General features: G+C 63.0%; 21 protein-coding genes. 14 read left to right on the plus strand and 7 right to left on the minus strand.

Features of this window, described 5'->3' with window-relative positions; all coding sequences use genetic code 11:
• Positions 1-53 precede the first annotated feature (53 nt).
• The 5 genes from AC1DVW_RS11510 (at position 54) to melA (ending at position 7,559) form a co-directional block, all read left to right on the plus strand.
• Positions 54-2,138, plus strand: a complete 2,085-nt coding sequence (locus AC1DVW_RS11510; RefSeq protein ID WP_477245691.1) for an ABC transporter substrate-binding protein — start codon at positions 54-56, stop codon at positions 2,136-2,138.
• Positions 2,139-2,344: 206 nt separating this feature from the next.
• Positions 2,345-3,352 carry an ABC transporter permease gene (locus AC1DVW_RS11515; protein ID WP_477272954.1) on the plus strand — a complete coding sequence of 336 codons (1,008 nt, stop codon included), beginning with the start codon at positions 2,345-2,347 and terminating at the stop codon, positions 3,350-3,352.
• Between the two features lies 1 nt (position 3,353).
• Positions 3,354-4,490 (plus strand): ABC transporter permease, encoded by a 1,137-nt coding sequence (locus AC1DVW_RS11520; protein ID WP_477272956.1) that lies wholly within the window; start codon positions 3,354-3,356, stop codon positions 4,488-4,490.
• Positions 4,491-4,499: 9 nt separating this feature from the next.
• Entirely contained in the window at positions 4,500-6,167 is a 1,668-nt protein-coding gene (locus AC1DVW_RS11525; RefSeq protein ID WP_477323160.1) for an ABC transporter ATP-binding protein, read from the plus strand.
• Between the two features lie 21 nt (positions 6,168-6,188).
• The gene (gene melA / locus AC1DVW_RS11530; RefSeq protein WP_477323162.1) at positions 6,189-7,559 is read left to right on the plus strand and encodes an alpha-galactosidase; all 1,371 of its coding nucleotides are present in this window, start codon (positions 6,189-6,191) and stop codon (positions 7,557-7,559) included.
• Positions 7,560-7,626: 67 nt separating this feature from the next.
• On the opposite strand, the gene AC1DVW_RS11535 is transcribed toward melA, so the two are convergent.
• The 6 genes from AC1DVW_RS11535 to AC1DVW_RS11560 all read right to left on the minus strand — a co-directional run bounded on the left by AC1DVW_RS11535 (position 7,627) and on the right by AC1DVW_RS11560 (position 13,432).
• Positions 7,627-8,454, minus strand: coding sequence for a GNAT family N-acetyltransferase (locus AC1DVW_RS11535; protein ID WP_477323164.1), 828 nt, complete (start codon positions 8,452-8,454; stop codon positions 7,627-7,629).
• A gap of 5 nt (positions 8,455-8,459) precedes the next feature.
• Positions 8,460-9,206 (minus strand): aspartate/glutamate racemase family protein, encoded by a 747-nt coding sequence (locus AC1DVW_RS11540; RefSeq protein ID WP_477323166.1) that lies wholly within the window; start codon positions 9,204-9,206, stop codon positions 8,460-8,462.
• Positions 9,207-9,214: 8 nt separating this feature from the next.
• Positions 9,215-10,033 (minus strand): ABC transporter permease, encoded by an 819-nt coding sequence (locus AC1DVW_RS11545; RefSeq protein WP_477323168.1) that lies wholly within the window; start codon positions 10,031-10,033, stop codon positions 9,215-9,217.
• Position 10,034: 1 nt separating this feature from the next.
• The gene (locus AC1DVW_RS11550; RefSeq protein WP_477323169.1) at positions 10,035-10,946 is read right to left on the minus strand and encodes an ABC transporter permease; all 912 of its coding nucleotides are present in this window, start codon (positions 10,944-10,946) and stop codon (positions 10,035-10,037) included.
• Positions 10,947-11,016: 70 nt separating this feature from the next.
• The gene (locus AC1DVW_RS11555) at positions 11,017-12,309 is read right to left on the minus strand and encodes an ABC transporter substrate-binding protein (protein WP_477323171.1); all 1,293 of its coding nucleotides are present in this window, start codon (positions 12,307-12,309) and stop codon (positions 11,017-11,019) included.
• A gap of 34 nt (positions 12,310-12,343) precedes the next feature.
• Positions 12,344-13,432: an ABC transporter ATP-binding protein gene (locus AC1DVW_RS11560; protein WP_477323173.1), complete on the minus strand. Its 1,089-nt coding sequence runs from the start codon at positions 13,430-13,432 to the stop codon at positions 12,344-12,346.
• Between the two features lie 261 nt (positions 13,433-13,693).
• Between AC1DVW_RS11560 and AC1DVW_RS11565 the strand changes: the two genes are divergently transcribed.
• The 3 genes from AC1DVW_RS11565 to AC1DVW_RS11575 all read left to right on the plus strand — a co-directional run bounded on the left by AC1DVW_RS11565 (position 13,694) and on the right by AC1DVW_RS11575 (position 16,458).
• On the plus strand, positions 13,694-14,407 hold the full coding sequence (locus AC1DVW_RS11565; RefSeq protein ID WP_477323174.1) for a GntR family transcriptional regulator: 714 nt from the start codon (positions 13,694-13,696) through the stop codon (positions 14,405-14,407).
• Between the two features lie 187 nt (positions 14,408-14,594).
• The gene (locus AC1DVW_RS11570; protein WP_477323175.1) at positions 14,595-15,458 is read left to right on the plus strand and encodes a hypothetical protein; all 864 of its coding nucleotides are present in this window, start codon (positions 14,595-14,597) and stop codon (positions 15,456-15,458) included.
• Between the two features lie 136 nt (positions 15,459-15,594).
• Entirely contained in the window at positions 15,595-16,458 is an 864-nt protein-coding gene (locus AC1DVW_RS11575) for a hypothetical protein (protein WP_477323177.1), read from the plus strand.
• Between the two features lie 9 nt (positions 16,459-16,467).
• On the opposite strand, the gene AC1DVW_RS11580 is transcribed toward AC1DVW_RS11575, so the two are convergent.
• A complete protein-coding gene (locus tag AC1DVW_RS11580; RefSeq protein WP_477245719.1) occupies positions 16,468-17,682 on the minus strand; it encodes an ROK family protein in 1,215 nt (404 codons plus the stop codon).
• A 219-nt stretch (positions 17,683-17,901) separates the two neighbouring features.
• Between AC1DVW_RS11580 and AC1DVW_RS11585 the strand changes: the two genes are divergently transcribed.
• The 6 genes from AC1DVW_RS11585 to AC1DVW_RS11610 all read left to right on the plus strand — a co-directional run bounded on the left by AC1DVW_RS11585 (position 17,902) and on the right by AC1DVW_RS11610 (position 23,985).
• Positions 17,902-19,140: an extracellular solute-binding protein gene (locus tag AC1DVW_RS11585; RefSeq protein WP_477245721.1), complete on the plus strand. Its 1,239-nt coding sequence runs from the start codon at positions 17,902-17,904 to the stop codon at positions 19,138-19,140.
• Positions 19,141-19,223: 83 nt separating this feature from the next.
• The gene (locus AC1DVW_RS11590) at positions 19,224-20,108 is read left to right on the plus strand and encodes a carbohydrate ABC transporter permease (protein ID WP_477323178.1); all 885 of its coding nucleotides are present in this window, start codon (positions 19,224-19,226) and stop codon (positions 20,106-20,108) included.
• On the plus strand, positions 20,108-20,953 hold the full coding sequence (locus tag AC1DVW_RS11595; protein WP_477245725.1) for a carbohydrate ABC transporter permease: 846 nt from the start codon (positions 20,108-20,110) through the stop codon (positions 20,951-20,953). The genes AC1DVW_RS11590 and AC1DVW_RS11595 overlap by 1 nt, the downstream gene beginning before the upstream one ends.
• Positions 20,954-20,955: 2 nt before the next feature.
• Positions 20,956-21,972: an SIS domain-containing protein gene (locus tag AC1DVW_RS11600; RefSeq protein ID WP_477323179.1), complete on the plus strand. Its 1,017-nt coding sequence runs from the start codon at positions 20,956-20,958 to the stop codon at positions 21,970-21,972.
• On the plus strand, positions 21,972-22,910 hold the full coding sequence (locus AC1DVW_RS11605) for a PfkB family carbohydrate kinase (RefSeq protein WP_477323180.1): 939 nt from the start codon (positions 21,972-21,974) through the stop codon (positions 22,908-22,910). The genes AC1DVW_RS11600 and AC1DVW_RS11605 overlap by 1 nt, the downstream gene beginning before the upstream one ends.
• On the plus strand, positions 22,897-23,985 hold the full coding sequence (locus AC1DVW_RS11610; protein ID WP_477323182.1) for an ABC transporter ATP-binding protein: 1,089 nt from the start codon (positions 22,897-22,899) through the stop codon (positions 23,983-23,985). Before AC1DVW_RS11605 ends, AC1DVW_RS11610 begins: the two co-directional genes overlap by 14 nt.
• Positions 23,986-24,018 lie beyond the last annotated feature (33 nt).

A 24,018-nucleotide genomic window follows, 5' to 3' on the forward strand; every position in this document is an offset into this window, starting at 1 on the left:
AGGAGCAATGGAGTGGCGCAAGCGCTCCGAAACAACAACAGGGAGGAGAGACGATGACGAGTTTCCGAAACATTGGCATTCTTGCCGGGCTGGCGCTGAGCGTATCCGCCGCGGCGTTGACTGCGCACGCATCCGAACCGACCGTGCCGCCGGCGCCCGCACAATTTCCCGCCGAGGGAAAAATCACCTATGTGGCGCGCGACTCCATCCTGGAGTTCAAGGCGCTGCCCGAATACCACGAGCCCGATTGGGTCACGCAGAAATACGTCAAGACCGGCGAACTGCCGCCGGTCAAGGATCGGCTGCCGAAGGAGCCGCTGGTCTTCAAGACCGCCAACATGCAGGACGGCATCGGCGTCTACGGCGATACGATGCGCCATGTCATCGGCGGCCGGCCGGAAGGCTGGAACTATGGCGCCGGCCAGACGCAAGGTTGGGGCGGCATCGATATCGGCCTTTCCGAATGCTTGACGCGCACCGCGCCGCTGTTCCAGGTCGAGGCCAAGGACACCGAGCCGCTGCCGAACCTGGCCAAAAGCTGGGACTGGTCGAAGGACGGCCACAAGCTGACGATGCACCTGGTCGAAGGCGCCAAATGGTCTGACGGTGTTGCGTTCAATGCCGACGACGTCATGTTCTACTGGGATGACGAGGTCGTCGACCCGAATGTCTCGCCGCTCAACGGCGCCACCCCGGAAACCTTTGGCGTCGGCACGACGCTGAAGAAAATCGATGACTACACCGTCGAGTGGACCTTCAAGGAAGCCTTCCCGAAGCAGTATCTCTATGCCATGGCCTACGGCACTTTCTGCCCCGGCCCAGCGCATATTTTGAAGCCGCACCACCCGAAATATTCGAAGAACACCTACGAGCAGTTCAAGAACGCCTTCCCGCCGGAATATATGAACATGCCGGTGATGGGCGCCTGGGTGCCGGTCGAATACCGGCCGGACGACATTATCGTGCTGCGGCGCAATCCCTACTACTGGAAGGTCGACGAGAAGGGCAACCAGCTGCCTTACCTCAATGAGCTTCACTACAAGCTCTCGACCTGGGCAGACCGCGACGTCCAGGCCGTCGCAGGCGCCGCCGATTTCTCGAACCTCGAGCAGCCTGAAAACTTCGTCGCCTCACTGAAGCGTGCGGCGGAAAAGGACGCACCGGCCCGTCTCGCCTTCGGTCCGCGCCTGATTGGCTACAATTTGCGCATGAACTTCTCCGCCAACGGCTGGGGCAACCCTGACGAACGCGGGCAGGCGATCCGCGAGCTGAACCGCAATGAGGACTTCCGCAAGGCCGTCACCATGGCACTCGACCGCAAGGCGCTTGGCGACTCGCTGGTCAAGGGTCCGTTCACCGCGATCTATCCCGGCGGCCTCTCCTCAGGCACAAGCTTCTATGACCGGAATTCAACCGTCTACTATCCATTCGATCTCGAAGGCGCCAAGGCAGAGCTCGCCAAGGCAGGCTTGAAGGATACGGACGGCGACGGCTTCGTGAACTTCCCGGCCGGCACCGCCGGCGGCAAGAACGTCGAGATCGTGATGCTGGTCAACAACGACTACACCACCGACAAGAGTCTCGCCGAGGGTGTCGTCGGCCAGATGGAAAAGCTTGGCCTGCGCATTGTCCTCAACGGGCTCGACGGCACCCAGCGCGACGCCTCACAATATTCCGGCCGCTTCGACTGGCTGGTAAGGCGCAACGACCAGGAGCTCACCTCCGTCGTGCAGAACACCGAGCAGCTGGCCCCTGTCGGCCCGAAGACCAGCTGGAACCATCGCGCTCCGGAAAGCGGCCAGGTCGATCTGATGCCGTTCGAGAAGGACCTTGTCGACATCGTCAACAAGTTCGTCTCGACGCAGGACAATGACGAGCGTGCCAGCCTGATGAAGCAGTTCCAGAAGATCTCGACGGAACACATCTACACGATCGGCCTGACGGAATATCCGGGCGCGCTGATCATCAACAAGCGCTTCTCGAACATCCTGCAGGGCACGCCGATCTTCATGTTCAACTGGGCCGAAGACTCGATCATCCGTGAACGTGTCTGGGTCGCCGCCGACAAACAGGGCAAGTATGAGCTGTTCCCCGAACAATTGCCCGGCAAGCCCGGAGACAAGGGTCCGATGAACTAATGCCTGTCGCCCAAAAACGCGCAGCGGTTTTGGGTAACGACATGCATCAAAAAAGAAACTTGAAGCGCGCTGCCACCTGCGACGCGCTTTAAGATCCTCCCAGACGAAAAGACCTTCCGGCCGCGCCGCGAGCGCGGCCGGACAAAAAAGAAACCGCCGGCTGCACCCACGAGGAGCAACTGCTGCAAAGCGAAGCGAACCGTCAAATGTTACGATTCCTGCTCGTGCGCATAGCCTCCGCCATACCGGTGCTGGTCATCCTGAGCGCGGTGACTTTTGCCATCATCCAGGCACCGCCGGGCGATTATGCGGATTACATTCGCTCCCAGCTCATCAATCAGGGTGGCGCCTCCTTCGCCGAGGCCGACGCGCAGGCGCAGGCCTACCGGGTCGAGCACGGGCTCGATAAGCCGATGCTGGTCCAGTATTTCAACTGGATCGGCGGCATCGTCACCCACGGCGATTTCGGCTACAGCCTCTACTACAACAAGCCGGTTGCCGATGTGGTCGGTGAGCGCTTGCCGCGCACCTTGCTGCTGGCTCTTGTGTGCCACATCCTGGCCTCCGTGCTCGGCATCGGTTTCGGCATCTGGGCGGCGACCAGACAGTATAGCTGGATCGACAGCGCGCTTTCGACCGTCGCCTTCCTCGGCATGACGGTGCCGCGCTTCCTGATGGCGCTGATCATCGTCTATCTCCTGGTTTTCAAGTTCAACGTGTCCGAGATCGGCAGCTTCTTCTCGCCGCAATATGGCGGGGCGCCATGGTCTTGGGCCAAATTCGCCGATCTCGTCAAACATGTCTGGCCGGTCGTTGCGATCGCAACTTTTGGCGGGCTCGCCTACAATATGCGCGTCATGCGCGGCAATCTGCTCGACACGCTGAATGCCCAGTATGTCGAAACGGCCCGCGCCAAGGGCCTGAGCGGCGCCGCAGTCGTCATGCGCCATGCGGTGCCGAATGCGCTGCATCCGCTTGTCATGTACCAGGGCGTGGTGCTGCCCTACATGCTGACAGGCGAGATCGAGACGGCGATCATCTTTGCGCTGCCGACCGTCGGGCCGGCGATCGTCGGCTCGATGGCGGTCGGCGACGTCTATGTCACCGCCACCTTCATGATGGTGCTGTCGGCGACACTGATCGTCGGCAACATCATCGCCGACATGCTGCTGGTCCTGCTCGACCCCCGCGTCCGCCAGTATGCGGGGGCTTGAGATGCTTGCGATCGATCCCTCCCTGCCGCCGCCCGTCGAAGAACCCGTCACGACGAGACCGTCGCATGGCAACGAAAGCTATATGGCGCTCGTCTGGCGTCGGCTGAAGCGATCCTGGACCGGCATGGCCGGGCTGATCCTGGTTGTATTTCTGGTGCTGATGGCGGTGTTCGCCGATTTCTTCGCCCCCATGGACCCCAAGGTGACCGATGTCGGTTTCGCGCCACCGCAAATGATGAGCTTCCACGACAAGGACGGCAATTTCGTCTTCCAGCCGCGTGTCTATGCGCTGGCCGATTCCGAAGAGCTTGACCCGGTCACCTTCCAGCCGGTCGTAGGACCGGACTATGACCACCCGCGCCTGCTCGGTTTCTTCGTCAAGGGCGCGGACTACAGGCTCCTTGGCCTGATCCCTGCCAACCGGCACTTCTTCGGCTCGACCGACGGCCTTCCGGTGCATTTCCTCGGCACCGACAAATTCGGCCGCGATGTGCTGGCCCGCGCCATCTATGGTTCGCGCATCTCCTTGATGATCGCGCTGACCGTGGTCTTCATCGTCACCGTCATCGGCACCACTGTCGGCATGGTTTCGGGCTATTTCGGTGGTGTGTTCGATGTCTGGGTGCAACGCTTCGTCGAACTGGTGCTCGCTTTTCCGCAACTGCCGCTCTACCTGGCGCTGACATCGCTGGTCCCGGTGACAGCTCCGACGAACGTCTTCCTGGCCTTTGTGATCATCGTCATGTCCGCACTCGGCTGGGCGCAGATGTCGCGCGAAGTCCGCGGCAAGACGCTGGCGCTGGCCCGGATCGACTATGTCCGTGCCGCGATTGCCGTCGGCGCCACCGACCGTCGCATCATCATGCAGCACATTTTCCCGAACGTAATGAGCCACGTCATCGTTGCCGTCACCTTGGCGATCCCGAGTGTCGTGCTGCTCGAATCGTTCCTGGGCTTCCTCGGTTTCGCGGTGAAGCCGCCGCTGATCTCCTGGGGGCTGATGCTGCAGGACACCGCGACCTACTCGGTCATCGGCACCTATCCCTGGATTCTTGCGCCCGTCGGCTTCGTGCTCGTCACCGTCTTCGCGTTCAACGCGCTTGGCGATGGGCTGCGCGACGCGGTGGATCCTTATTGAGGTGATGTGATGGCTCTCGCACTCGTCAACACCTTCGCACCGCCTGTCCGGCTCGACCATGACGGACGTTCGGAAAATCCGGTCATCGATGCCCGCAACATCGCGGTCGAATTCAAGGTCGAACACGGCACGGTCGAAGCCGTCAAGGACATCTCCTTCCAGCTCTATCGCGGCGAGACGATCGCCATCGTCGGCGAATCCGGATCGGGCAAGTCGGTGACGGCGCGCACCGTCATGGGGCTGCTGTCCAAGCGCGCGGTGGTGTCGGCGAAATCGACCGTCGAGTACGACGGCGCCAACATTCTGAAATTCTCCGAACGGGAGCGGCGCAAACTGCGCGGCGACCGCATTTCGATGATCTTCCAGGAGCCGATGAGTTCGCTCAATCCGATCTATACGATCGGCAGTCAGATCGTCGAGGCGATCCGGGTGCATCGCAAGGTGAGCCGCAGGCAAGCCGAGGCGCGAGCGCTGGAACTATTGCAACAGGTGCAGATACCGGACCCTTCCGCGCGGCTGCGGCAATATCCGCACCAGCTTTCCGGCGGCCAGCGCCAGCGTGTGATGATCGCCATGGCGCTCGCCAACGATCCGGACGTGCTGATCGCCGACGAGCCGACGACGGCGCTCGACGTCACGGTTCAGGCGCAGATCCTGAACCTCATTCGCAACCTGCAGAAACAATTGCGGATGGCGGTGATCCTGATCACCCATGACCTGACCGTGGTGCGGCAGTTCTCCGACTATGTCTATGTCATGCAGCACGGCGCCATGTGCGAGCACAATGTAACGGACAGGCTTTTCGCCGATCCGCAGCATCCCTACACAAAGCACCTGCTGGCCTCCGAGCCGCGCGGCCAGGCCAATCCGTTGCCGGAAGGCGCGGGCATCATCCTCGATGCCAAGCGCGTGCGCGTCTCCTTCATGTTGCGGCACGGCACTTTCCTGAAACCGGACCTGCGCGAACTCGTCGCCGTCGACAGTCTCGACCTGACCCTTTGCCGCCACGAGACACTGGGCCTCGTCGGCGAATCCGGGTCGGGCAAGACGACCTTCGGCGAGGCGTTGCTCAGGCTCAACACCAGCAGCGGCGGCGAGATCTACTTTGACGGCCAGCCGATCCATGGCCGGTCGCGGGCTGAGATGCGGCCGTTGCGCTCGCGCATGCAGATCGTCTTCCAGGATCCGTTTTCATCGCTCAACCCGCGTATGACGATAGGCCAGATCATCGAAGAGGGGCTGGTCGTTAACCGGATCGGGGCGACCAAGAGCGATCGCATCGACCGGGTGCGCGACGCGCTGACCAGCGCCGGCATGCCCGGCAATATCCTCTCGCGTTTCCCGCACGAGTTTTCCGGCGGCCAGCGCCAGCGTATCGCCATCGCCAGAGCGATCGCGCTGGAACCCGAATTCATCGTGCTCGACGAGCCGACATCGGCGCTGGATCTTTCGGTCCAGGCGCAGATCATCGAACTGCTGCGTAAGCTGCAGCGCGAACGGGGCCTCAGCTACCTCTTCATCTCGCACGATCTCAAGGTCGTCCGCGCCCTCTGCCACCGTGTGATCGTCATGCAGCACGGCAAGATCGTCGAAGCGGGGCCGGTCAACGAAGTTCTGTCCAATCCCAAAACCGCCTACACGCAACGGCTCGTCAAAGCCGCTTTCGAGGTAGCCTGATTGCATTTGCCGGAGACTGTAATGACAAGAAATCCCAAGATCACCTTTATCGGAGCTGGCTCCACGGTGTTCATGAAGAACATCGTCGGCGACGTGCTGCAGCGTCCGGCATTATCGGGGGCGAGCATCGCCCTGATGGACCTCAACCCGCAGCGCCTCGAAGAGAGCGCCATTGTCGTCAACAAGCTGATCTCGACCCTCGGCGTCAAGGCCAAGGCCGAAACCTATTCCGATCAGCGCAAGGCGTTGAAGGGCGCGGATTTCGTCGTCGTCGCCTTCCAGATCGGCGGCTACGAACCCTGCACGGTCACTGATTTCGAAGTCCCGAAGAAATACGGCCTGCGCCAGACCATCGCCGATACGCTCGGCGTCGGCGGCATCATGCGGGGCCTGCGAACCGTGCCGCATCTCTGGAAGGTCTGCGAGGACATGCTCGCCGTCTGCCCGCAGGCGATCATGCTGCAATACGTCAACCCGATGGCGATCAACACCTGGGCGATCGCGGAGAGATACCCCGAGATCAGGCAGGTCGGCCTCTGCCATTCGGTGCAGGGAACGGCGATGGAGCTCGCCCACGACCTCGACATTCCCTACGAGGAAATCCGCTACCGCTCCGCCGGCATCAACCACATGGCCTTCTATCTCAAATTCGAGCATCGCCAGCCGGACGGCTCGTACCGCAACCTCTATCCCGATCTGGTGCGCGCCTATCGCGAAGGCCGCGCGCCGAAGCCGGGCTGGAACCCGCGCTGCCCAAACAAGGTGCGCTACGAGATGCTGACGCGGCTCGGTTATTTCGTCACCGAAAGCTCGGAGCATTTCGCCGAATACACGCCCTACTTCATCAAGGAAGGCCGCGACGATCTGATCGAGAAGTTCGGCATTCCGCTGGACGAGTATCCCAAGCGCTGCATCGAGCAGATCGAACGCTGGAAAGGGCAAGCCGAAGCCTATCGTTCAGCCGACAGGATCGAGGTCGAGCAGTCGAAGGAATACGCGTCCTCGATCATGAATTCGGTGTGGACGGGCGAGCCGTCGGTGATCTACGGCAATGTCCGCAACAATGGCTGCATCACCTCGCTGCCCACCAATTGCGCCGCCGAGGTGCCGTGCCTCGTCGATGCCTCCGGCATCCAGCCCACCTTCATCGGCGACCTGCCGCCGCAGCTCACCGCCCTGATCCGCACCAACATCAACGTGCAGGAGCTGACGGTTCAGGCCCTGATGACGGAAAACCGCGAGCATATCTATCACGCGGCAATGATGGACCCGCACACGGCAGCCGAACTCGACCTCGACCAGATATGGTCGCTGGTCGATGAATTGCTCGCCACCCATGGCGACTGGCTGCCGGCCTGGGCGCGTAAAACGCCAGGAGCCCGGGCGGCCTGACCGTCGTTTCCGAAATCCGATCGGGAAGAACGAGGCGGCAATGACCGCCCGTGCCCGGGGCTCGGCTTCAGCCGAGCTCCAGGGTCGTTATCCCGAAAACTCCCGACGGGGCAGACACGCCTCCCCTGTACATCCGGGTCGTTGTGAAGCCCGGTGACAGACCGGCCGCCTCGAGCGCGGCGATGAACTCGCCATTGGTCGCAGGAGCGTCGATGTGCAGCGTGTCGCTTGCCTGCAAGCCTGCCAGTCCCGTCACCAGTTGCAGCGCAATGTCCATGTCGTCGGCGAACAAAGGCCCGATCTTGAAACCGTCCCGGCACGGCCGCGCGACGCCATAGCCGTAAATTCTTCCTGCGTTCACGACCGCAAGCGCGTTGCGCGGTGGCCGCAACCATTCCTGCAGGAAGGCTTGTCGGGGCGCCGGAAAACAGTGACGGTCGTAGGCCAGGATATCGGCGAGAAGGTCTGGCGTGACAGGCCGGACGTCGCTGCCGCTGGCCTCACCGGCAGCGTGCCCGCTGTAGCGAACGGTGTCATAGGCAGGCACGAAGCCCATGCTGCGGTAATTGGCCTGCTGCTCGGCAACGCCATCGAGGCCGATCGTGCGGTTGCCAAGCCGCGCCATGCCGGCATCCCACACCGCCTTGCCATGGCCCTGGCCACGCCGGTCCGGACGGCAGATGTAGAGGCCGATGAAGCCGAAATCGTCGCCATAGGCGACGGCCGAAATGCCGGCGACCATCTCGCCATCGACAAAAGCGCCGATGAAGCCACCTGGATCCGCCGCGCGGAACACCGCGGCATCGCCGAAGCCGGGGTTCCAGCCCTCGACAGCTGCCCAGTCGACAAGGGTTTCCACTTCGCTCTCAGCGAGCGTCCGGATCGTTCGAGGCATTGCAATCACTCGGCGGCAACAGGTCCCGGTGCAAAGGATTTTAGGACGCCACGATAGGGCTTTGCCAGCGGGTTTGCATAGGCGCCACGCTTGGATGTCGACAGGCCAAGCGCGATCAGCGCCTCGGCCTGTTTGACCGCGGCGCCGACGCCGTCGATGACCGGAACGCCGAATTCCGCCTGCAGCCGGTGGGCAAGATCGGCCATGCCGGCGCAGCCGAGCACGATCGCCTCGGCGCGATCCTCGTCGATGGCGCGCGCAATCTCGCCACGCAGTTTTTCGACCGCACCGGATGCCGGGTCTTCAAGCGCGAGCACTGGAATATCGGCCGCGCGCACGCGCGCCCGGCCCGCCATGCCGTAGCGCTGCACCAGCGCCTCGACGGGAACCCATGATCGTGTGGTCGTCGTCACCACGGTGAAGCGTTGGGCGATGAATGAGGCGATGCTGAGCGCGGCCTCGCAGATGCCGATGATCGGAATATTGGCCATGGCGCGCGCGGCGTCGAGGCCGGTGTCGTCGAAACAGGCGATGATCGCAGCCTGCGCGCCCGAGCGCTCGCCGGCGGCGATCTCGACCAGCAGGCCGGGCACGGCCAGCGCCTCGTCATAGTAGCCTTCGATCGAAACCGGACCCATCGAGGAGGTGACGGCGACGATTTCCGTCGCGGCGCCGGCGGCGGACCGCGCCGCCCCCGCGATGGTCTCGGTCATGCTGGCGGTGGTGTTCGGATTGACAACGAGAATCTGCACTGCGGTTCTCAAGCCCTTGCCCGGCGGCGGCCGAGATAGAGAATGGCGCCGAGCGTCGCCAGGATCACCAGGAAGGAAAACACCGTGGTCACCGTGCCCAGCGCATAGAGCACCGGCGTCGTGACGTTGGTGGTCATACCGTAGATTTCCAGGGGCAGCGTGTTGAAGGTTCCCGACGTCATCAGCGTGCGCGCGAACTCGTCATAGGACAGCGTGAAGCCGAACAGGCCGACGCCGATCAGGCTCGGCGCGATCATCGGTAGCACGACATGGGCGAAGGTCTGCCAGGAGGTTGCACCAAGATCGCGCGCGGCTTCCTCATAGGCCGGCGAGAACCGGTTGAAGACGGCGAGCATGATCAGCACGCCGAACGGCAAGGTCCATGTCAGATGCGCGCCGAAAGCCGACGTGTACCAGGTCGGGCGAAAGCCGATCTGCTGGAAGACGACGCCGATGCCGAGCGAGATGATGATCGACGGCACCACGAGGCTGGCAACGGCCAGGTAGAACAACGCAGTGGCGCCGCGGAATTTTTGGCGAAAAGCAAGGCCGGCGAGCAGCGACACCACCACGGTGACGATCATCACCATGACGCCCAGCATCAGCGATCTCTTGAAACTGCCGCCGAAATCGCCGACCGCTTGGCGCTCGAACAGATTGGCGAACCAGTGCAGCGACACGCCGTTGAGCGGAAACGTCAGGCCGCCATTCTCACCCTGGAAGGACAGGATCAGGATCGCCGAAAGCGGGCCGTAGAGAAACAGCACGAACAGCGCGAAGAAGGCCGCCAGCACGTAGAATTCAAGGGTGCGTTTTTCGTGGCTCACGTCAGAGCTCCTTGCGGATGTCGACGATGCGCAGGATGCCGGCGACCATCAACAGCACCAGCACCAGCAGCACGACCGCATTGGCGGCGGCTGCCGGATACTGCAGCAGCGACATCTGGTTCTTCATCATCAGCGCCACCGAGGCGCTCTGGCCGCCCGACATCACCTGCACGGTAGAGAAATCGGCCATCACCAGCGTGACGACGAAGATGGTGCCGATCGCCATGCCGGGCTTGGCCAGCGGTATGATGACGTTCCAAAGCACCTGCCAGCCGGAAGCGCCGGCGTCGCGCGCGGCCTCCAACAGCGACCGGTCAATGCGCATCAGCGTGTTGAAGATCGGCGTCACCATGAACAGCGTGTAAAGATGCACCATGGCCAGCACCACGGCGAATTCGGAATAAAGCAGCCACTCGATCGGCTTCGGCACCAGGCCCAGTTGCACCAGCGTCGAGTTGATCAGCCCGTTGCGGCCGAGCACCGGAATCCAGGAGATCATGCGGATGATGTTGGAGGTCAGGAACGGCACCGTGCAGACCAGGAACAGCACCATCTGCATGGCCGTGGTGCGGATATGGAAGGCAAGGAAATAGGCCACCCAGAAACCGATGAACAAGGTCAGCGCCCAGACGATGGCTGCGAATTTGATGGTGTTGAGATAAGTCTTCCAGGTCACCCAGGAGCCGAGCACGTCGGAATAGTTGGTGGTCAGGAAATCCGGATACATCGCCGCGAAGTCGTAGTCCCAGAAGGAGACGACGACGATCATGATGATAGGCAGCAGCAGGAATGCGCCGAGGATGAGCGCCAGCGGCGCTGATTGCAGGTAGGGCGTGACGGCACTGAACGACCAGCGGCGGCGCCTGGCGGGCTTGGCGGCGGCGATTGCGGGGCGTTCGAGCGCGACTGTCATGCGGGATATCCGACGAGCTGTGGTGTTGCGGATGACGGCGGCGTCGCCGCCGTCATCCGCGATCAGTGCATCACGCCGCGATGAACTCGTTCCAGCGCTTCACCATGTAGCGGTCCTCGTCCATGACCGAGTTCCAGCAGGCGACCTTGCCCATGCGCTCTTCGAACGAGCCGCCGTCGCGCACGGCGCCGGCCTTTTCCATAACGGTGCCGTCTGGCGCCTTGATCTCGCCCTTGGCCGGCTTGCCCTCGATCCAGTAACCCCACTCGTCCTCGGACATGAACTTCTTGGCCGACACCATGTTGGCGGAATAGTAGCCCTGGCGGTTGAGATAGCCGCCTACCCAGCCGGACGTGTACCAGTTGATGTATTCATAGGCAGCGTCGAGTTCGGCGCCCTTGAGGTGGGCGGCGAGGCCAAGGCCACCGCCCCATGAGCGGTAGCCTTCCTTGAGCGGCTGGAAGCGGCAGGCGATGCCCTTGGAGCGCACGGCGGCGACGGCCGGCGACCACATCGACTGAATCACCACTTCGCCCGACGCCATCAGATTGACGCTCTCGTCGAAGGATTTCCAGAAAGCGCGGAACTGGCCAGCCTGCTTGGCCTTGATCAGGAAGTCGATCGTCTTGTCGATCTCTTCCTTGGTCATGTTGCCCTTGTCGGCATATTTGATGTTGCCGGTGGCTTCCATGATCATTGCCGCGTCCATGATGCCGATCGACGGGATGTTGAGGATCGCGGTCTTGCCCTTGAAGGCCGGGTCCATGATGTCGGCCCAGGTGGTGATGTCGCGGCCGACGAGGTCGGGACGGATGCCAAGCGTGTCGGCGTTGTAGATGGTCGGCACCATGGTGAACCAGTTGGTCGGCCCCTTGGCGAAGGTCTTTGAGTCCTGCGCCTCGACATAGCCGACCGTGTGCGGCGCGGTGCCCTGGGCAATCACGCTGTCGGGCGTCAGCTTGCCGGTTTTGAACAGCGGCACCAGCTCGTCATAATATTTCAGCTTGCTGACATCCATCGGCTGCAACACGCCGCTCGGAAACACCTTCTTGCAGATCCAGTATTCGATGTCGGCAATGTCGTAGCTGTCCGGTTGCGTCACCGCGCGTTGGGCGGCGGCGTCGGAATCGGTCGCGGTCATTTCCAGCGTAATGCCGAGATCGGCCTTGCACTTGTCGGCGATGGCGTTGAGGTTCGACACGCCGGTGCCGAACTGGCGCAGCGTGATGTTCGACTGCGCCCAGATGGTCGGGAAGCCTGATATGGCGCCGGAGCCGGCGGCAAAACCGACGGCCGCAGCCCCTGTCTTGAGCAGCGAGCGGCGGGAAATTCCTGTCTTCTTGGTGTCGGTGGTGTTGGTCATTTTCTGTTCCCCTTTTCTGGTTGGTTATGCTGGTTCAGGAATCGAGACGGCCGAGGACGATCGCGTCCGCGGGGTCCCAGGCGATTGGCACCGCATCGCCGACGGCCACCGGCTTGGCGAAGAAGCTGGTGTCGTCGACGATGACGGTGAAATCCTCGATGCCGGCGCCGTTGACCGAGAGCTTCACGGTCGAGCCGCGGTACTCGATGTTGGAGATGATGCCGGTGAAGCCGAGCCCGCTGGCCGGCGGGTCACCGATCCGCACATGATCGGTGCGAATGGCGATGTCGATGGGCTCACCGGCCTGCCTGCTCTGCCCGCTGGCTGCCAACGATGTACCACCCGGCACATCGAAGACGACCATGCCGTCGCGCTCACCACTGACGCGGCCGGAGATCACGTTGTGGTCGCCCATGAAACGGGCGACGAAGGCGGTGGCCGGTCGCTCGAAGACGTCGCGCGGTGGTGCCGCCTGCTCGATGCGGCCGTCATTCATCACCACGATCAGATCGGCCAGCGCCATCGCCTCTTCCTGGCTGTGGGTGACATGGACGAAGGTGATGCCGAGCGACGCCTGCAGTTTCTTCAACTCGGCCCGCATGCGGATTTTCAGGAACGGATCGAGCGCCGACAGCGGTTCGTCGAGCAACAGCGCCTCGGGGTCGGTAATCAGCGCGCGGGCCAGCGCCACGCGTTGCTGCTGGCCGCCTGAAAGCTGCGCCGGGCGACGGCCGGCATAGGCCTCCATCTGCATCAGCTTCAGCATGTCGAGCGCCTTGGCGCGACGCTCCTCCTTGCCGACGCCTTTCATCTTGAGGCTGAACGCGACATTGTCGATCAGGTCGAGATGCGGAAACAGCGCGTAGGACTGGAACATCATGGCGGTGCCGCGCTTGGCCGGCGGCAGATCGGTGACCACCACATTGCCGAGCCGCACATCGCCGCTGGAAATGCTCTCATGCCCTGCGATCATGCGCAGCGTCGAGGTCTTGCCGCAGCCGGAGGGACCAAGCAGGCAGCAATAGGTGCCGGCCGGAATTTTCAGGCTGATGTCTTCGACGGCGGTGGTTGCGCCATAGACTTTCGAAACGGACACGATGTCGATTTCGGCGGCTTTGGACATCCGGCTTCCCCTTTGATCGGATTAACCAAAGCATCATGCGTGCCAGTCGCTCGCCGTGAGCCTCAAGCGTTTGAATCCTTGGAAAAATCAGCCCCGAAGCCGACTGCCCGCCGAAATGGCATACTTGTGCAATGCACAAATAATGAGCGATTGTTTTCGATCTGCGCAAAAATCGTATGCAATCTTTTCTGCGATCGTGTTCACTTTGGCTCTCGTCCGAACGCCCCGATTCAGGATAGAAAGGCGCGAGGGTGCGCAGCCATGAACATTGCCGACCAGACTTTCCCTGCTATCGACAACGCCAATGAGGATCGTGCCCAGGCGATCCGCGACCATTTGCGCGATGCGATCGTCGACCGCCGGCTTGCACCCGGAACCAAGCTGTCGGAAGGCGAGGTCGGCACTCTGTTCGATGTCAGCCGCACCGTGGCACGCGCCGCACTGCAGATGCTGTCCTTCGAAGGCCTGGTGCGAACCGAGCGCAACCGCGGCGCTTTCGTCGCCAACCCCTCGCCGGAAGAAGCGCGACAGGTCTTTGCCTCGCGCCGGCTCATCGAACCCGGCATCGCCATTGCAGCCGCCGGGCGCATCACGCCGGAGCATGTCCTTGCGTTCAAGGCTCAGCTCGAGGAAGAGGGCCGCTTCATTGCCGAACGCGGACCGACCGCGAGACGCTCCGAAATCAAGGCGTCAGGTGATTTTCACTTGCTGCTGGCTTCGGTGGCGGGAAACGTCATCCTGCAGCGCTTCATGGAAGAGCTGGTGGCGCGCTCCTCGCTGGTGATCGCGCTTTATGGCCGCTCCGGCATTTCGAGCTGCGGCCACAACGAGCACATGCAGATTCTCGACGCGCTCGAAAACGGCAATGCCGAACGCGCCAGCGCACTGATGCTGCACCATATCGACCACATCGAAGCCGATCTCGATCTTCGCGTCAGGGGTGGTCCGGCACTGCGGGAAGCACTCGAACTCTGACGCGCCGCTCCTTCAACCAGGTGAAGACGGGCACCTGCTCCACGAACAGTCGCCAACAGTTGGCCGCAAGTATTGGGTGCGATCCGCTCGGGCCTATTGTTCAGGCTGGAACGTCTAGACACGAAGTGTGAAGGCTGAAAATGTAATCTGCGTCTTCGCAGGCTGGGGCTGGGTCGGAGCGAGGAGGATGGCGCTGAATTTGGAAGATATTGCCGGCCATCCGGCATTGCATCGCGGTGTTCGGGAGCAGTCGCTGGCCCTGCTCCAGATTTATGAAGCGACGCCGCGCCTTGCTTCGGTGTTCGCCACGCAGCAGCGTTGGCTGATGGCCCATGTCGGCCTTGCCCTGCATTTCAGGCGAGACCCGCATGACCGTCACACCGAGGTGACGGTGACGCGTTTCATGGAGGCCATCCGCCGGAATTCGGTGGCCAGCCGCAACACCGCCGACGCTTTCATCAAGGAGATGTTGCACTACCACATCATTGAGTATCTGCCGAAGACCGAGGACGGTCGTGCCCACCCCTTTCAGGTGACGGCGGGCACGCTCAAAGCATTTGCCGGCTGGGTCGTTGCCCATCTGCGCACGCTGGACAGTCTCGATGGCGGCAGCCGGTTGGCCATGTTCCTCGAACGACCCGAAATGATTGTCAAATTGCAGCCGCTAGTGGCGGACGGCCTGCTCTCCTCCAGCCCGGTGCGCGAGCCCAAACAGACCTTTTCGCTGTTCATCTGGCTCAACAATGGCGGCATCGTCATGGACCGGCTGATGTCCGGCATCGATCCCGATCATGCGGGCCTCGATCGTATCCCGACCAGCGTCGTTTCGATCGCGGAGTTTGCCGACTGGCTCAAGCTGTCGCGAACCCATCTGGCGCGCAAATTGCGCGATGCCGAGGCGCTCGGCAGTATTGGCTGGCTGGGCCAGCCCGGCCATTCGGTCATGTGGGTATCGAACCAGTTTTACCAGGAGTACATGACGGTCCAAGCCGCAAAGCTCGCCATCGTCGAGGCAGCCTTCCAGGCGTGTTTTCCGACAGCTGAGGCGTAGCAACCACCTGCAGAACACAGCCATGATCGATCCGTTGTGTCGTCCTGATTTTGGGCGTCTGGACACAAGCGGCGAAGACTGAAAATGTGATTTTCTTCTTCGCAGCCGGGAGGCTGTAGCGGCGCACGGGGAGGATATGCTGACCTTGGAAGATATTGCCGGGCATCCGGCATTGCACCGCTGTGTCCGGGCGCAGGCGCTGGCGATGGTCAAAGCCTTCAGAGCCGACCCACGCCGCTCTTCGGTGTTTGCCACGCAGCAGCGCTGGCTGATGGCGCATCTCGGCCTTGCAATGCATTTCAGGCGGGATCCGAACGACTATCGCAAGCAACTGACGATAGCCCGTTTCATCGACGTGATCGGTCAGCACTCCGTCGCCAGCCGTAACACGGGTGACGCCTTCATCCGCGAGATGCTGCACTATGATTTCATCGAGTATCTGGAAAACAGCGAGGACAGGCGCATCCGCCCACTGCAGCCCGCAGCAGCTACGCTGGAGGCGGTGACCGGCTGGCTTCTTGCCCATCTGCAGACGCTGGACGCTCTGGACGGCGCCAGCCGGCTTGCGAATTTCCTCCAACGACCCGACGCGCTCGCAAGGGTGCAGCCGCTGGTGGCCGACGGCCTGGTGTCGTCGAGTCCGGTGCGTGAGCCAAAACAGACCTTCTCGCTGTTCACCTGGCTCAACAATGGCGGCGTCGTCATGGACTGGCTGATCTCGGGCGTCGACCCCGACCATGCCGGGCTGGACCGGATCCCGACCGGCGTGGTGTCGATCGGCGACTTCGCCAACTGGCTCAAGCTCTCGCGCACCCATCTTGCCCGCAAACTGCGCGATGCCGAAGGGCTCGGCAGCCTCGGCTGGCTCGGCCAGCGCGGCAAATCCATCATGTGGATCTCGAACAGTTTCTATCAGGAGTACATGACCGCCCAGGCCGTCAAGCTGGCCATTATGGACGCGGCCTTCGCAGCGTGTTTTCCGCCATCGAATGGCGCTTGAACGTCGATTTCAGGACCCGCCGGAGCGTGTCTTCAGGATCGCTGAAAACCGCGGGTCGAAGGCGCGGCTGATCGGCTCGGCCGCGGCACCGAGCGCAATCGACCAGGGATCGGTGATGCCGAGTTGCAGGCGTGGCAACAGCCGTCCGGGCCGGTCGGCGATCGACGGCAGCAACGGGTGCATCGCCTCCAGCAGGCGGCGGGCCAACGCTTCCGGTGCGCCGCTGGTCAGGATGACGGTCTGCGGATCGAAGATCGTTTCGATGAGATGCACGCTCCAGCGCAGATCATGCGCAGCACCCTCGATCCAGCCCATGATCTTGGGATCCTCGGCCACGGCCAGTGCATTCATCCGCTCGTAGAGACCTTCGTCGGCGAGGTTCATGTCGAGGTGCTGGTAAAGTGAGGCGAGCGAGGCGCGGTGCTCGAGCGGCGTCGAGCCGGGACCAGCCGGCGACAGCAGCGCCATGCCGATCTCGCCGGCATTGCCGTTGCCGCCGCTGTACAGCTCGCCGTTCAGGATAAGCCCGGCGCCGATGCCGTAGCCGACATAGAGGCAAACCGCATGATCGACACCATGCGCGGCGCCGACGATCCGCTCTGCCGTTGCACAGGCGGCAGCGTCGTTCTGCAGCCCGACATTCAACCCGGTGCCTGCGGCAAGGGTTTCCAGCAGCGGAAATTTCTGCCAGGCCGGCATCATCCATTTGTCGTCGGAATTCTTCACCCCGAACGGGCCGGGCATGGCGACGCCAAGGCCGACGAGCCGGCTTTCGGACTGGCTGGAAATATCGGCCAGCTGGCGTCTGACGCCGGCGATCAGGCCGAGGATGATTTTGACGCCTTGTGAGGGCTCGTCGACGGGCAGGTTGGCTTCGGCGCGCGCCAGCACGCTGCCGACCAGATCGACGGCGACCGCCCGCGTCACATGCCGGTCGATCTGCAGCCCGATGGCGAAGGCGCCTTCCGGAACCAGCCTGTAGGGAGTCGAGGGTTGTCCCCTGCCCTTGCGCACCGTGTCGAGGGCAATGACCAGGCCATCGCGCTCGAGGTCGTCGATGATGTTGGAAACCGCCTGCTTGGTCAGTTGTGTCGCCCGTGCCAGGTCGGCGCGCGAAAGCGCACCGTTGAGCCGCAGCGCCTCGATCATGACACGGCGGTTGTGCGCGCTGGTGCCTTCCTGGTTGGTGCCGCTTTTGGCGCGGATCGGGCTGATATCGTTCACCGGCGTTTCCCTCTTGACTCCAGTAAACTATTGATCGACTAATTAAGTCAAGCGGATTGACTTAATGGTGAAACGGGCGCTCCAGAAAAAGATGGCCAAGGCTGAATGCCTATCGCCACCGATCGCTCCGGGGAACAAAAGGTCACGCGACATCAGTTCGAGAAGGCGGTGCAACGCCGGCGCCACCAACTCGCCAACGCTGGAAAATGGGAGATGAAAATGTTGAAATCGATTGGTAAGGCACTTTTGGGCGCAGTCTTCGCAGGAGGATTGCTGGTTCCTCACGCTTTCGCAGAAACCTCGCTGAATGCGCTGTTCATGGCGCAGGCCGCCTACAGCGAAGCCGATGTCCGCGCCATGACGGACGCCTTCACCAAGGCCAATCCGGACATCAAGGTCAATCTCGAATTCGTCCCCTATGAGGGCCTGCACGACAAGACCGTGCTGGCGCAAGGATCGGGTGGCGGCTATGACGTCGTGCTGTTCGACGTCATCTGGCCGGCTGAATATGCCACCAACAAGGTGCTGGTCGACGAGTCGTCGAAGATCACCGACGACATGAAGAAAGGCGTGCTGCCCGGCGCCTGGACCACCGTCCAGTATGACGGCAAATATTACGGCATGCCCTGGATCCTCGACACCAAGTACCTGTTCTACAACAAGGAGATCCTGGAAAAGGCCGGCATCAAGGCGCCGCCCAAGACCTGGGAAGAACTGAACGAACAGGCCAAGATCATCCAGGACAAGGGCCTGCTCAAGACCCCCATCGCCTGGAGCTGGTCGCAGGCCGAAGCCGTGATCTGTGACTACGCCATGCTGGTCAGCGCCTATGGCGGCGACTTCCTCAAGGACGGCAAGCCGGACTTCCAAAACGGCGGCGGGCTCGACGCGCTGAAATACATGGTGGCCAGCTACAAGTCCGGCCTCACCAATCCCAATTCCAAGGAATTCCTCGAAGAGGACGTCCGCAAGGTGTTCGAGAACGGCGATGCCGCCTTCGCGCTCAACTGGACCTATATGTACAACATGGCCAACGACCCCAAGGACAGCAAGGTCGCTGGCAAGGTCGGCGTCGTGCCGGCGCCCGGCATTGCCGGCAAGAGCGAGGTTTCGGCCGTCAACGGTTCGATGGGCCTTGGCGTCACCGCGGTCTCCAAGCACCCGGACGAAGCCTGGAAGTACATCGAGTTCATGACTTCGCAGGCAACGCAGAACCAATACGCCAAGCTCTCGCTGCCGATCTGGGCCTCGTCCTATGACGATCCGGCGGTCACCAAGGGCCAGGAAGAACTGATCGCCACCGCCAAGGTCGGGCTTGCCGCCATGTATCCGCGCCCGACCACGCCGAAATACCAGGAGATGTCGACCGCTTTGCAGCAGGCGATCCAGGAATCGCTGCTCGGTTCGGCTTCGCCGGAAGACGCGCTGAAGACGGCTGCTGAAAACAGCGGTCTTTGAGCCCAGCTGTTCGTTGAGCACGGGCGGCGAAAGGCCGCCCGTGCTATCTCTCAAATCGCGATGAATGAAGAGAGGCTGCTCCGATGTCGAGCACCTGGATGACAACCCGTGCGTGGCTGCTGATGCTGCCGTTGCTCGTGGTCATGGTCGCCGTCATCGGCTGGCCGCTCGTCGACACTGTCGGCCTGTCCTTCACCGACGCCAAGCTGGTCGGCACGGAGGGCTCGTTCGTCGGCATCGACAACTACACCAAGATGCTGTCCAGCTCGAATTTCTCGCGCACGCTGGTCACCACGACCTGGTTTGCTGTCGCCTCCGTCGCCATCGAAATGGTGATCGGCGTCCTGGCCGCACTGCTGCTCAACCAGGAGTTTCGCGGTCGTGCCTTTTTGCGGGCGCTGATGATTCTGCCCTGGGCATTGCCGACCGTGGTCAACGCCACGCTGTGGCGGCTGATCTACAATCCGGAATATGGCGCGCTGAACGCGGCGCTGACGCAGCTGCATCTCATCGACGCCTACCGCTCCTGGCTCGGTGAGCCAGGGACGGCGTTGGCGGCATTGATCGTCGCCGACTGCTGGMAGAATTTTCCACTGGTGGCGCTGATTGCGCTGGCCGCCCTGCAAGCGGTGCCGCGCGACATCACCGCTGCCTCGCTCGTCGACGGCGCCGGACCTTTCGCCCGCTTCCGCTTCGTCATCCTGCCCTATCTCGCCGGACCGCTGATGGTGGCGCTGGTGCTGCGCACCATCGAGGCCTTCAAGGTCTTCGACATCATCTGGGTGATGACCCGCGGCGGCCCTGCCAACAGCACGCGCACGCTGTCGATCCTCGTCTACCAGGAGGCCTTTTCCTTCCAGCGCGCCGGCTCCGGCGCCTCGCTGGCGCTGATCGTCACCTTGCTCGTCACCGTGCTCGCCGTCGCCTATGCAGCACTTGTGAGGAAGACCGCCGGGAGTGCCAACTGATGGAACGCAAGAGCCCTGCCTTCACCGTCTTCATCTACGCATGCGCGCTGCTGCTTGCCGTGGTGATCCTCGCTCCTATCGCCTGGCTGTTCATCATGAGCATATCGCCGGCCGCCGACCTGGCCGCCAAGCCGCTGCGCTGGTGGCCGCAAAGCGCCGACTTCTCGCGCTACCGGCAATTGCTGTCGACGGGCGAGAACAGCGCCGGCGCCGCCTTCACCGCGTCGCTGCGCAACAGCCTTGAGATCGCCGGCATGGCGACCATTGCCGCCCTGCTGCTCGCCATTCCCGCCGGCTGGGCCGTCTCGCGCACGCCGTCGATCGGCTGGTCGCTGTCGATGGTCATCGCCACCTATATGCTGCCGCCGGTGGCACTCGCCGTGCCGCTCTATATGGGTCTTTCGCATCTTGGCCTGCTCAACAACGTCTTCGGCCTGGCGCTGGTCTATCTGACCATCCTGGCGCCGTTCACCACCTGGCTGATGAAGGCGGGATTCGACTCGATCCCGCGCGAAATCGAAGCGGCGGCGATGATCGATGGCGCCGGCCTGTTCCAGACGCTGCGCATCATCACGCTGCCGCTGGCAGCCCCTGTCATGGCGACCTCGGCACTGTTTGCCGTGCTGCTTGCCTGGGACGAGTTCTTCTACGCGCTGCTTTTCACCTCCGATCAGCGCGCCAAGACGCTGACCGTCGCCATCGCCGACCTCGCCGGCGGCCGTGTCTCCGACTACGGGTTGATTGCTACAGCCGGCGTGCTGGCCGCCTTGCCGCCAGTGCTGATCGGGCTCGTCATGCAACGTGCCCTGATTTCCGGCCTGACCAGCGGTGGTGTCAAAGGATGACGATGACTGTACAAAAACCGCGGCCTTCCGGGCTCGCTGCGATCGACCGCGAAATGGCGCGCCAGCATACGGATGCGATCGCGTCTTTCCAGGACAACGCGGTAATGGCGACCAAAATCGCCACCTCGATACGACGGACCGGCCGCCTGCTTCTGCTCGGCATGGGCGGCTCGCATGCCGTGGGACGCGCCGTCGAACCGCTCTATCGCGCCCATGGCATCGAGGCCATCGCGTTGCCACTGTCCGAGCAGCTTGGCCAGCCGCTGCCGCTCGCCGGCACGACCGTGCTGGTTACGTCTCAGTCCGGCGAAAGCGCCGAGGTCGTGCGCTGGTTCGCGGAAGCCGGCGCTGCTTCCGACACGTTCGGCCTGACGCTGGAGCGAGCCTCGTTCCTCGCCCGAACCGTCCCCTGCCTGGTTGGCGCCGGCGGCACCGAGCTGGCCTTCGCCGCGACCCGCAGCCTGACCGTCAGCTTCGCTCTGCATCTCGCGATCCTGGCGGCGCTCGGCGACGACCCGGCGGCGGCACTCGGCGCGCTCGACGCTCCTGAGACCGCCGACATCGGTGACGCGCTTGCAGCCCTCGACGATGTGACCACTATCGTCACCTCCGGCCGCCGGCTGCAAGGACTGGCCGAAGCCTTGGCGCTCGGCCTCACCGAACTGTCGCGCCTGCCCTGCTTTTCCCTCGAAGGCGGCCAGCTCCGTCACGGTCCCATGGAAATGCTCGGCCCGCATATCGGCGTCATCCTGTTTCGCGGCAAAGATCCGACGGCGGAGCTGGTCACCGCCATGGCCATGTCCGTGGTCGAGGCCGGCGCACCGCTCGTCATCTTCGATTCCTCAGGGCAAGCACCAGTCGCCGGCGCCGTCACGCTTTCGTTCAAGCCGGCCTCCGGCCTGACGGCGATCTTTGCCATGCTGCCGGTGGCGCAGCGGCTGATGATCGCCTTTGCCGACGCTCGCGTCGACGATGCCGGCACGCCGGTTCGCTCCACCAAGATCACCCGGAGCGAATGATGCGGCCGCTTGCAGTGATCGGCAACGTCAATGTCGACCTGATTGTCGGCCCGGTCGCGCCGTGGCCGGCGGCGGGCACGGAAACCGTCGTCGACCATGACGAGTTGCGCGTCGGTGGGCAGGCGGGAAACAGCGGCCTCGCCTGGATGGCGCTCGGTGTCGACTTCGAGATCGCCGCCAATGTCGGTGACGACCAGTTCGGCCGTTGGTTGCGCGAGGCCTTCGGCAGCCGGGCGCAGAAATGGCCGGTGCGCCCCGAAGGCACGACGCTGTCGGTCGGCATGACCCACCCCGATGGCGAGCGCACCTTCTTCACCACGCGCGGCCACTTGCCGCGCTTCAGCCTGGCCGACGTCCTCGCCGTTCTCGATGGCAAGCAGCTCTCCGGCGGCTACGCGCTGTTGTGCGGCTCCTTCCTCACCGATGATCTGACCGGTGACTACAAGGCGTTTTTCGACTGGGCGGACGAGCACGACATTGCGGTGGCGCTCGACACGGGTTGGCCGATGGCTGGCTGGACGGCGACGAACTGCGCCGCCGCGCGCGCATGGCTGTCGCGCTGCGATCTCGCGCTTTTCAATGAGGTCGAGACGCTGACCCTGGCGGGGCTTGAAAGCCCCGCCGACGCCGCACGCGAGATGAGGTCCAGCATGAAGAAAGGCGCAACCGTCGTCGTCAAGCGCGGCCCGGATGGCGCGCTCGCCATCGGCTCGGACGGTGCCCTGGTCGAGGCGCCCGCGCCAAACGTGAAAGTCGTCGACACGATCGGCGCCGGCGATGTCTTCAACGCCGCCTTTCTCGCCGCACTGGCGCAGGACCAGTCGCTGAGTTCCTGCCTGTCGGCCGCCACGCATGTGGCGTCCCGTGCGATATCCACCTTGCCCCGCAACTATGGCGGGCCCATGCAATTCGAGGACGCCGTCCATGAGCGCGCTTGAAATCCGCAATATCCGCAAAAGCTACGGCGCCGTCGAAACGCTGAAAGGCATCGACATCGCGCTGGAGAGCGGCGAATTCCTGGTGCTGCTCGGTTCGTCGGGCTGCGGAAAGTCGACGCTGCTCAACATCATCGCCGGACTGGCCGAAGCGACCAGCGGCGATGTGCTGATTGGCGGCCGCTCGGTGCTTGGCGTCCATCCCAAGAACCGCGACATCGCCATGGTCTTCCAGTCCTACGCGCTCTATCCGAACCTGACCGTTCACCGCAACATCGGCTTCGGCCTGGAGATGCGCAAGGTCCCAGCCGCCGAGCGCGACAAGACGGTGCGCGAAGCGGCAAAACTGCTGCAGATCGAAGCCCTGCTCGACCGCAAGCCGAGCCAGCTGTCCGGTGGCCAGCGCCAGCGCGTCGCCATCGGCCGGGCACTGGTGCGCAAGCCGCAGGTCTTTCTGTTCGACGAGCCGCTCTCCAACCTCGATGCCAAGCTGCGCCTCGAAATGCGCACCGAGCTCAAGCGCCTGCACCAGCTCCTGCAGACCACCGTCGTCTATGTCACCCATGACCAGATCGAGGCGATGACGCTGGCGACGCGGATCGCCGTCATGCGCGACGGCAGGATCGAACAGCTCGGCACGCCCGAGGACATCTACAATTATCCGGCGACGCTCTATGTCGCCGGTTTCGTCGGCGCGCCGTCGATGAACATGCTGCAGGCATCGGTCGAGAATGGAGCGCTGGCCATTGCCGGCTCGGCTGTGCGATTGCCCTTGCCCGCCCGTTTCAGAAACGCGGTCAAGGATGGCGCGCAGGTCATTGTCGGCATCAGGCCCGAGGCACTTCGCCTCGCCACTGGCGCGGCAGCGGAATTGTCATTGCCGGTCGAAATCGACGTCGTCGAGCTGACCGGCCCGGAACTGGTCACCACCGCCCGGATCGGCACGCAAAGGCTGACGGCTTGCCTGCCGCCACGCGCCCGCGTCGCCAAGGGCGAAACATGCACGTTCGCCTTCGACGAAGAAACCTTGCGCCTCTTCGATCCCGTGACCGGCAAGGCCTTCGCAGCGAAGCTATAGAAACGGAAACGGGCAACGCCTCACGGTGCTGCC

It is taken from the genome of Mesorhizobium sp. P3_B5, assembly GCF_056402815.1.

Bases quoted from the DNA above. Each gene is read 5' to 3' on its own strand.
- AC1DVW_RS11585 (WP_477245721.1), top strand. From the start codon at position 17,902: ATGTTGAAATCGATTGGTAAGGCACTTTTGGGCGCAGTCTTCGCAGGA.
- AC1DVW_RS11595 (WP_477245725.1), top strand. From the start codon at position 20,108: ATGGAACGCAAGAGCCCTGCCTTCACCGTCTTCATCTACGCATGCGCG.
- AC1DVW_RS11510 (WP_477245691.1), top strand. From the start codon at position 54: ATGACGAGTTTCCGAAACATTGGCATTCTTGCCGGGCTGGCGCTGAGC.
- AC1DVW_RS11600 (WP_477323179.1), top strand. From the start codon at position 20,956: ATGACTGTACAAAAACCGCGGCCTTCCGGGCTCGCTGCGATCGACCGC.
- AC1DVW_RS11565 (WP_477323174.1), top strand. From the start codon at position 13,694: ATGAACATTGCCGACCAGACTTTCCCTGCTATCGACAACGCCAATGAG.
- AC1DVW_RS11515 (WP_477272954.1), top strand. From the start codon at position 2,345: ATGTTACGATTCCTGCTCGTGCGCATAGCCTCCGCCATACCGGTGCTG.
- AC1DVW_RS11520 (WP_477272956.1), top strand. From the start codon at position 3,354: ATGCTTGCGATCGATCCCTCCCTGCCGCCGCCCGTCGAAGAACCCGTC.
- AC1DVW_RS11570 (WP_477323175.1), top strand. From the start codon at position 14,595: ATGGCGCTGAATTTGGAAGATATTGCCGGCCATCCGGCATTGCATCGC.
- melA (WP_477323162.1), top strand. From the start codon at position 6,189: ATGACAAGAAATCCCAAGATCACCTTTATCGGAGCTGGCTCCACGGTG.
- AC1DVW_RS11535 (WP_477323164.1), bottom strand. From the start codon at position 8,454: ATGCCTCGAACGATCCGGACGCTCGCTGAGAGCGAAGTGGAAACCCTT.
- AC1DVW_RS11610 (WP_477323182.1), top strand. From the start codon at position 22,897: ATGAGCGCGCTTGAAATCCGCAATATCCGCAAAAGCTACGGCGCCGTC.
- AC1DVW_RS11605 (WP_477323180.1), top strand. From the start codon at position 21,972: ATGCGGCCGCTTGCAGTGATCGGCAACGTCAATGTCGACCTGATTGTC.
- AC1DVW_RS11525 (WP_477323160.1), top strand. From the start codon at position 4,500: ATGGCTCTCGCACTCGTCAACACCTTCGCACCGCCTGTCCGGCTCGAC.
- AC1DVW_RS11550 (WP_477323169.1), bottom strand. From the start codon at position 10,946: ATGACAGTCGCGCTCGAACGCCCCGCAATCGCCGCCGCCAAGCCCGCC.
- AC1DVW_RS11555 (WP_477323171.1), bottom strand. From the start codon at position 12,309: ATGACCAACACCACCGACACCAAGAAGACAGGAATTTCCCGCCGCTCG.
- AC1DVW_RS11575 (WP_477323177.1), top strand. From the start codon at position 15,595: ATGCTGACCTTGGAAGATATTGCCGGGCATCCGGCATTGCACCGCTGT.
- AC1DVW_RS11560 (WP_477323173.1), bottom strand. From the start codon at position 13,432: ATGTCCAAAGCCGCCGAAATCGACATCGTGTCCGTTTCGAAAGTCTAT.